Consider the following 7,968-nt stretch of genomic DNA (forward strand, 5'->3'; position numbering starts at 1 on the left):
CGGGGCCACGACCACCCCGGCCGCGGCGAGCACCCGCTGCCACACCGCCGAACTGCGCGCCACCGTGGGCCGCAACGACCCCGGCGCCGGCCAGGAGAACTTCCCGGTGGTGCTCACCAACACCTCCGCCCGGACCTGCACCCTGCGCGGCTACCCGGGCGCGGCCTTCGTCGACACCGCCGGCACCCAGCTCGGCCCCGACCCCCGGCGGGAGCCGGGCACGCCGGTGACCGTCACGCTCAAGCCCGGGCACAGCGCCTGGGCCGGACTGACCTTCTCCAACCCCGAGATCAGCGGAGCGAAGACGGCCACGCCGGCCGCGCTGCTGGTCACCCCGCCGGACGAGCGGGCCCCGCTGAAGGCGGCCTGGCGCGGCGGGCCGGTGCCGGTCGCCGGCAACTCCTCCTCCGTCCGTCTGACGGTGCTCGCCCCGGGCACCGGCCCCTGATCCGCGCGGCTGCTCCGTCCCCCCCTGAGCGCGAACCCCGCTGCCGGCCCCCGCGGCAGCGGGGTTCGCCGTGCCGTCCCCGGCGCCCGGGCCTGCCCCGTCCGTCATGGGGGCGCCACGACTGTCACAGGACGGCAACAGCCGCCGCGAGCCGCGATCTTTCTCCCGTCCCTGGTCATCGAACCCGGTCGACCGCACGGCGAACGGGCCCCGCGGGGCCACGACCAGGGAATCGGGGAGACGATGAGCGGGATCTCACGCAGGCGGGTGCTGACGGCCGGAATGGCGGCGGGCGCCCTGGGCACACTGGCCGCCTGTTCCACCGGCACCGGCAAAGCGGGGCCGGCGGACGGGCGGGGCACGGCGCAGGCCCGTCCGGCGAGGCCGATCGGGGACGGCTCCACCGCCGACACCGGCCCCCAGCCGCACCAGCCGAAGCCCGAGCGGCTGAAGCCCGGCCGGCGGCCCCCGCAGTTCGTGGTGTTCTCCTGGGACGGCGCGGGCGAGCTGAGCAACCGGCTGTTCTCGCGCTTCCGCAGGGTGGCCGCCGACCACGGCGCCACGATGACGTTCTTCCTCAGCGGCATCTACACGCTGCCCGAGTCCAAGAAGCACCTCTACCGGCCGCCGCAGCACCCGGTCGGCGCCTCCGCGATCGGCTACCTCGCCGACCGGCACATCCACGCCACCCTCCAGCAGGTGCGCGGGGCCTGGCTGGAGGGCCACGAGATCGGCACCCACTTCAACGGGCACTTCTGCGGGCCGGCCGGCGTGCGCGCCTGGTCCCCGGCACAGTGGCGCAGCGAGATCGACCAGGCCGTGGACTTCGTGACGAAGTGGCGGACCAACACCGGCTTCACCGACCTCGATCCGCTCCCCTTCGACTACCGCAAGGAGCTGGTCGGCGGCCGCACCCCCTGCCTGGAGGGCCAGGCCAACCTGCTGCCGACCGCCGCCGCGCTCGGCTGGAAGTACGACGCCAGCTCCCCCGGGGGCCTCCAGGTCTGGCCGGGCAAGGTGCAGGGCGGCCGGCTGTGGGACTTCCCGCTGCAGTCCATACCCTTCGCCGGGCACTCCTTCCAGGTGCTCTCGATGGACTACAACATGATGTTCAACCAGTCCGGCGGCAACCCGCTCGGCGACCGTGCCCGGTACGACACCTGGCGGGCCCAGGCCCGGGACACCTACCTCGCCGGCTTCCGGCGGGCCTACGAGACCAACCGCGCCCCCCTCTTCATCGGCAACCACTTCGAACGCTGGAACGGCGGCATCTACATGGACGCCGTGGAGGAGGCCATCGGGAGGATGGCCGCCCACGACGACGTGCGCTTCGTGTCCTTCAAGCAGCTCGTGGCCTGGCTGGAGGCGCAGGACCGGGCGGTGCTGCGCCGGCTGCGCACCCTGCCGCCCGGACAGGCTCCGGCGGGCGGCTGGGCGGAGTTCCTGGGCGCGGCGGGCAGCCGGTCGTCGTAGCGCGTTCGACCCGGTCTGTTTTCATGGGCGGGCAGCCCGTGCCCTACTTCGGAAGGACCCGCCCTGAACACCCCGCTCGCCGAAGCGCTGTCCGTCATCCTGCTGGTCGCCGTGCTGGCCTGGGCCGTGGTGCGGCCCTTCGGGTGGCCGGAGGCGGTCATGGCCGTCCCCGCGGCCGCCCTCGCGGTGGCGACCGGCGCGATCTCCCTCGACCACGCCCGGGCCGAGGCCGAACGGCTCGGCCCGGTCGTCGGGTTCCTGGCCGCGGTGCTGGTCCTCGCCCACTTCTGCGACGTGGAGGGGCTGTTCCAGGCGTGCGGGGCGTGGATGGCCCGGTGGGCGGCGGGCCGGCCGGTGCGGCTGCTGACGGCGGTGTTCGCGCTGGCGTCGGCCATCACCGCCGTACTCAGCCTCGACGCGACGATCGTGCTGCTCACCCCGGTGGTCTTCGCCACGGCCGCGCGGACGGGCGTACGGCCCAAACCGCATGTGTACGCCTGCACGCACCTGTCGAACACGGCGTCGCTGCTGCTGCCGGTGTCCAATCTGACGAACCTGCTGGCGTTCGCGGCGAGCGGGCTGAGCTTCACCCGGTTCGCGGCGCTGATGGCGCTGCCGTGGCTGGCCGCGATCGGCGCCGAGTACCTGGTGTTCCGGCGGTTCTTCGCCCGGGACCTGACGGCGGCGGCCCCGGTGGGCCGGGACACCGGCGAGGTGCCCGCGCTGCCGCTGTTCGCGCTGGTGACCGTGGGCTGCACACTGGCCGGGTTCGTGGTGGCGTCGGCGTTCGGCGTGGAGCCGGCCTGGGTGGCGGCGGCCGGCGCGCTGGTGCTGGCCGGGCGGGCGCTGGTGCGCCGGCAGGCGGGCCCGCTGGACGTGGTGCGGTCGGCGGCCCCGGCCTTCCTCGCGTTCGTGCTCGCGCTGGGCGTCGTGGTGCGGGCGGTGGTCGACAACGGGCTCGCGGAGGCGCTCGGGCACGTCGTGCCGGACGGCACCGGGCTGCCCGCGCTGCTCGGGATCGCCGCGCTGGCCGCGCTGCTGGCCAACCTGATCAACAACCTGCCCGCGGTGCTGGTCCTGCTGCCGCTGGCGGTGCCCGCCGGGCCGGGGGCGGTGCTCGCCGTGCTGCTGGGCGTGAACATCGGCCCGAACCTCACCTACGCCGGGTCGCTGGCCACGCTGCTGTGGCGGCGCATCGTGCACCAGCACGAGCACGACGTGGACCTCGGGGAGTTCACCCGGCTCGGTCTGCTCGCCGTGCCGTCCTCCCTGGCGGTCGCGGTGGTGGCACTGTGGGGGTCGCTGCAGATTCTGTGACGGGTCCGTGTGAACCGAGTCCGTGTGAACCGAGTCCGTGTGAACCGAGGGAGGCCGAGGGATGCGGGTGATCGTCTGGCTCGTGGAGGGCACCTGGCCCGCCTGCGTCGACGCGGTGCGCGCGCACGCCCCGGACGACGCCGAGGTGGTGCTGCTGCACGTGAGCGGCCCCGATGTGCCGGCGGTGGCGCACGGGGCCTTCGCCGGGCTGCTGGGGCGCGGCCACCGGGAGGCGGACCCCGGTGACCGGCTGGAGGCGCTCGGCGGCACGTCGGCGGCCTCGCTGCTCGCCGCGGCGGCCGAGCGGCTGGGCCGTCCCTGTGCGCGCGAGGAGCGGTCGGGCCGGGTGGAGCGGGAGGTGGTGGCCGCCGCCGAGGGAGCGGGGCTGCTGGTGCTGGCCCGGGACGGGGACCGTTCCCGGCTCGGCCCGAGGAGCCTCGGGCCGGCCGTGCGGTTCGCCGTCGACCACGCGCCGTGCCCGGTGCTGCTGGTCTGGCCGGAACCGGCCCCGGACCTGAGGACCATCCCGCCCCCACCGCCGCACCACCCCTGACGTCAGCGGCGGCGCCCGCCGCCCCCGTCCCGGCCACCGTCGCCCCAGCCGCAGTACCGCGGGTGACGCGCGCACGGGTCGGCGGTGGCGGTGGGCGACAGCGCGGGGACGGGCGTCGTCGCGGACGGCGGGGGCGTCGGCCCGGCCGTCCGGGACGGCGTGGGCGCGGCCGGTGCGGACGGGGTGGGCGGTGCCGACGGGGTGGGCGGTGCGGACGGGGTGGGCACCGGGGTGCTGTCCCGGTCCCAGTCGACGTTCTCCATCCGCAGGTGCGGGCGGGCGGTGTCGACGGACCAGCGCTGGACGCTACCCGCGGCCCGGATCTTGAGCACGAGGGCACCGGAGCCGTCGGTGGCGGCCGGGGTGAGGGCCAGCTTCCGGTCGGCCTGCGGCACCAGGGCGCCCTGGGCCGTGAAGTCGTAGCGGATGTCGCGGGCCGCCTTGCCGGTGGCCGTGCACGGGGCGAGGCGCACGGAGTAGCCGAGACGGGAGTCCAGGCACAGGTCGGGGGCGGCGGCGTTGCGCAGCAGTCCGTCCGTCTCGTACGTCCACTGCTGGCCCGGGGCGGCGGAACAGTCGGCGAGTTCCGTCTCGGCGCCCTCGACCGCCTTCCCGCCGACGACGCCGACGCACAGGCCGGAGGCGAGGTTGCGCAGCCTGCCGTGCAGGGTGCCCTGACCCGGGGCGTTCCGGCCGGCCCAGGAGGCGCCCGGGGAGGGCGCGTCCTTGCCCGGGGTGCGCGACGGCGTGCGGGTGGCGCCGGGGGCCGCGCCGCCGCCGGAGTCGAGCGCCGACCACAGCGCCAGGGGTAGGACGACGAGCCCGCTGACGGTGACGACGGCCAACGCCAGGGTGCGGCGCCGGGCGCGCCGGGCGGCGCGGTACGCGGAACGGGGTGAGACGGCGCCGGACGCCGTGCCACCGGCGGCGCCCGGCGCCTCGGGGCCGTCCGGTCCGCCGACGGGGGAGCCGGCCGCCCGGCGGCGGCCGGGAGGGCGTCCGCGGCCGGCCGCCCGGCCGCGGCCCTCCTCCGCGCCCGGCACGGGGGGCCCGGCGGGTGCGGTGGCGGGTGCCTCGGGGGTGAAGGCCTCACCGCCCTGGGGCACGACGGTGACGGCGGCCGGGGCCGGTGCGGCGGGCTCCTCGGCGCGGACCGCCCGGGACGCCACGTACTCGTGGGCGCCCCAGCCGAGGACGGCCTCGGCGAGCGCGCGTCCGAGGCCGTCGCCGTTGAACTCGGCGAGCTGGCCGGCGGTCCGCTCGCAGTGGGCGCAGCCGGCCAGGTGGCGGCGCAGATCCGGGTCGACGGCGGTGCCGCCGCGCCGGAACGTCACGTCGAGCATGCGCAGGTAGCGCCGGCACTCGGCGTCGGGGGCGAGTTCGCGGTGCACCTGGAGGCACTCCTCGCGCAGCCGCTCGCGGGCGCGGTCCAGTTCGACGCGGACGTCCCCCTCGTCCAGGCCGAGGAGCGCGGCGGGCACGGCCAGGGGTTCGGCCTCGACCTCGGTGTGCCACAGCACGGCGCGGGAGGTCTCGGGGACCCGCTGGAAGGCGCGGGACAGCAGCCGCCGTTCGGCCGGCGGCAGCAGCCGGGCCGCGGCGCGCCCGCCGGGACCGCCGGCGGAGCGCAGGCCGGGGTGGAGGAGTTCCTGACGGCCGTCGGTGTCCCACTCGGCGGCGATGCGCCGGACGGTGACGAGGACCTGGGGCCGCCAGGCGGCGGTCGGCCCGGTCTGCCGCAGGGACGCGCCGAACAGCCGGGTGAACGCGGCCGTGGTGAGCATGCCGGCGGCGCGCGGCCCGTCGGTGCACAGCCGGGCGTAGGCGAGGGCCGCCGCCCAGTGCCGGTCGAGCAGTTCGCCGACGGGGTGCAGGGCGGGTGAGGCGCCCGTCCACTTCTTCAGTTCGGCGCTCAGCTGTTCGTCCGACAGGCCTGCCTCGGTCACGGCCGAATTCCTCCCGACGCACTACCGGATTTAGTCCATACCAAGCGGCATGGCGAGGGTGAAGGGCAGCTCGGACGTGCACCTGGGGCGGCTCTTGTGAAGCGTGGGGGGTGTACGGGAGCGGCCTGGCGCAAACAGTAGGAATGCATTGTGCCCGCGCGCCGACAGCGCACACTTTTACACAGCCGAACACGTCCGAACAAGAGATCTCCCGATTTCCTGGATTCCCCGCCGTGGTTCTTTCATTGACATCTCGTCAACGGCAGCCATTTCCCGCCCTTTACCGCCGTCGCCCGGGGAAGCGGTTCAGTGGCCGCTGATCGCGTGCGGGGCGTACGGCTGCTCCAGCTCCTCGATCTCCTCGTCGGTCAGCTCCAGTTCGACCGCCGCCACCGCGTCCTCGATGTGCCGGGGCTTGGCGGCGCCGACGACGGGGGCCGTCACCGTGTCCTGGTGCAGCAGCCAGGCGAGGGCCACCCGGGCGCGGGGGACACCCCGTGCGCCGGCGATCCGGCCGACGGCCTCCACGATCGCGCGGTCGCTCTCCAGGTAGAGCCGGCTGCCGAAGTCGTCGGTCGCGCTGCGCCCGGTGACGGTGCCCCAGTCCCGGGTGAGCCGGCCGCGGGCGAGCGGGCTCCAGGGCAGCACGCCCACGCCCTGGTCCGCGCAGAGCGGCAGCATCTCCCGCTCCTCCTCGCGGTAGAGCAGGTTGTAGTGGTTCTGCATGGACACGAACGTCGTCCAGCCGTGCCGCTCCGCGGTGTACTGCGCCTTGGAGAATTCCCACGCGTACATCGAACTCGCGCCGACGTAGCGGACCTTGCCCGCCTTGACCAGGTCGTGCAGCGCCTCCATCGTCTCCTCGACCGGGGTCGCGTGGTCGTAGCGGTGGATCTGGTAGAGGTCGATGTAGTCGGTGCCCAGCCGGCGCAGGCTGTGGTCGATCTCGCTCATGATGGCCTTGCGGGACAGTCCGGCCCCGTTCGGCCCCGGCCGCATCCGGCCGTTCACCTTGGTGGCCAGCACGATCTCGTCGCGGTTCGCGAAGTCCCGCAGGGCCTTGCCGACGATCTCCTCGCTGGTGCCGTCCGAGTAGACGTTCGCGGTGTCGAAGAAGGTGATGCCCGCCTCCAGCGCCTGCCGGATCAACGGGCGGGACGCCTCCTCGTCGAGGGTCCACTCGTGGACACCGCGGTCGGGCAGGCCGTAGGTCATGCAGCCCAGACAGATCCGCGAGACGTCCAGGCCCGTCGAACCGAGCTTCACGTACTGCATCGTTGCTGCTCCTGCCTTCGGGACGATGGTCAGGACCGAGCCTACGACGCGGGCCGGGGGCCGACTTGACGCCTGCGCCGTGCGGAGGATGTGATCCTCCGACGTGCCGCGCCGCCCGGCGCGGGCAGGACGGAGCGGACGTGCCTCTCATGGGTGTGCACCGTGCCACGGGGTTCCGCACGGCCCTGGGTGCGCTGGCAGCAGCACTGGTCGTCGCTGTGCCGGCGCTGTCCGGCTGTGCCCCGGGCGGCCCGGAGCGGGGCGGCGGAGCGAAGGCCGCGCCGCTGCGGCTGCCACCGCGGCACGCCGGGTTCGACTACCAGATCGGCGGTGCCTATCCCCCGCCCGCGGGCGTGCGGATCGTCAGCCGCGACCGGTCCGACCCCCCGGCACCGGGCCTGTACAACATCTGCTACGTCAACGCGTTCCAGGCACAGCCCGCCGAGCGCTCCTCCTGGCCGGCGGAGCTGCTGCTGCGCGACGCGCGGGGCAGGGTCGTCGTCGACGAGGACTGGAACGAGCCGCTGCTCGACATCGGTACCCCCGCCAAGCGGGAACGGGTGGCGCGGCGGGTCGACCGGTGGATCGACGGCTGCGCGGACCGGGGCTACGACGCCGTCGAGCCGGACAACTACGACAGCTACACCCGCTCCCACCGGCTGCTCACGGCGGCCGACGCCACGGCGTTCATGAGCCTGCTGTCCCGGCACGCGCACGCCCGGCACCTGGCCGTCGGGCAGAAGAACACCGCGTCCCTGGCCGGGCGGCGCGGGCGGGCGGGGCTGGACTTCGCGGTGACGGAGGAGTGCGGGCAGTACGACGAGTGCGAGGTGTACGCGAAGGCGTTCGCGGACCGGGTGGTGGACGTCGAGTACACCGACGGCGGCCTGCGCGCGGCCCGCGCCCGCTGGGGCGACCGCCTGAGCATCGTCCGCCGCGACCGGGACGTGTCCGTC

7 protein-coding genes are annotated in these 7,968 nt (G+C 75.1%); 5 read left to right on the plus strand and 2 right to left on the minus strand.

The genetic code is table 11. The annotated features are described in order from the left end of the window. From IE312_RS41660 to IE312_RS23940, 4 genes are all read left to right on the plus strand, one after another. The coding region (locus IE312_RS41660) for a DUF4232 domain-containing protein (protein ID WP_229900368.1) at positions 1 to 448 on the plus strand (448 nt) is incomplete at its 5' end. A gap of 243 nt (positions 449 to 691) precedes the next feature. Then, on the plus strand, positions 692 to 1,921 hold the full coding sequence (locus IE312_RS23930; RefSeq protein WP_189984381.1) for a polysaccharide deacetylase family protein: 1,230 nt from the start codon (positions 692 to 694) through the stop codon (positions 1,919 to 1,921). 63 nt (positions 1,922 to 1,984) lie between these two features. Further along, positions 1,985 to 3,238, plus strand: a complete 1,254-nt coding sequence (locus tag IE312_RS23935) for an SLC13 family permease (RefSeq protein WP_189984488.1) — start codon at positions 1,985 to 1,987, stop codon at positions 3,236 to 3,238. Positions 3,239 to 3,299: 61 nt separating this feature from the next. Beyond that, positions 3,300 to 3,791 carry a universal stress protein gene (locus IE312_RS23940; protein WP_189984382.1) on the plus strand — a complete coding sequence of 164 codons (492 nt, stop codon included), beginning with the start codon at positions 3,300 to 3,302 and terminating at the stop codon, positions 3,789 to 3,791. A 2-nt stretch (positions 3,792 to 3,793) separates the two neighbouring features. Here the strand turns inward: IE312_RS23940 and IE312_RS23945 are convergent, their stop codons facing one another. Both IE312_RS23945 and IE312_RS23950 read right to left on the minus strand, forming a co-directional pair. Further along, positions 3,794 to 5,737, minus strand: a complete 1,944-nt coding sequence (locus IE312_RS23945) for a ricin-type beta-trefoil lectin domain protein (protein ID WP_189984383.1) — start codon at positions 5,735 to 5,737, stop codon at positions 3,794 to 3,796. A gap of 306 nt (positions 5,738 to 6,043) precedes the next feature. After that, positions 6,044 to 7,012 carry an aldo/keto reductase gene (locus tag IE312_RS23950; protein ID WP_189984384.1) on the minus strand — a complete coding sequence of 323 codons (969 nt, stop codon included), beginning with the start codon at positions 7,010 to 7,012 and terminating at the stop codon, positions 6,044 to 6,046. Between the two features lie 149 nt (positions 7,013 to 7,161). Between IE312_RS23950 and IE312_RS23955 the strand changes: the two genes are divergently transcribed. Beyond that, a partial coding sequence (locus IE312_RS23955) for an endo alpha-1,4 polygalactosaminidase (protein ID WP_189984385.1) occupies positions 7,162 to 7,968 on the plus strand: 807 nt, incomplete at its 3' end.

This window comes from Streptomyces capoamus, assembly GCF_014654935.1.
Lineage (GTDB): Bacteria > Actinomycetota > Actinomycetes > Streptomycetales > Streptomycetaceae > Streptomyces > Streptomyces capoamus.

Bases quoted from the DNA above. Each gene is read 5' to 3' on its own strand.
- IE312_RS23930 (WP_189984381.1), top strand. From the start codon at position 692: ATGAGCGGGATCTCACGCAGGCGGGTGCTGACGGCCGGAATGGCGGCG.
- IE312_RS23950 (WP_189984384.1), bottom strand. From the start codon at position 7,012: ATGCAGTACGTGAAGCTCGGTTCGACGGGCCTGGACGTCTCGCGGATC.
- IE312_RS23940 (WP_189984382.1), top strand. From the start codon at position 3,300: ATGCGGGTGATCGTCTGGCTCGTGGAGGGCACCTGGCCCGCCTGCGTC.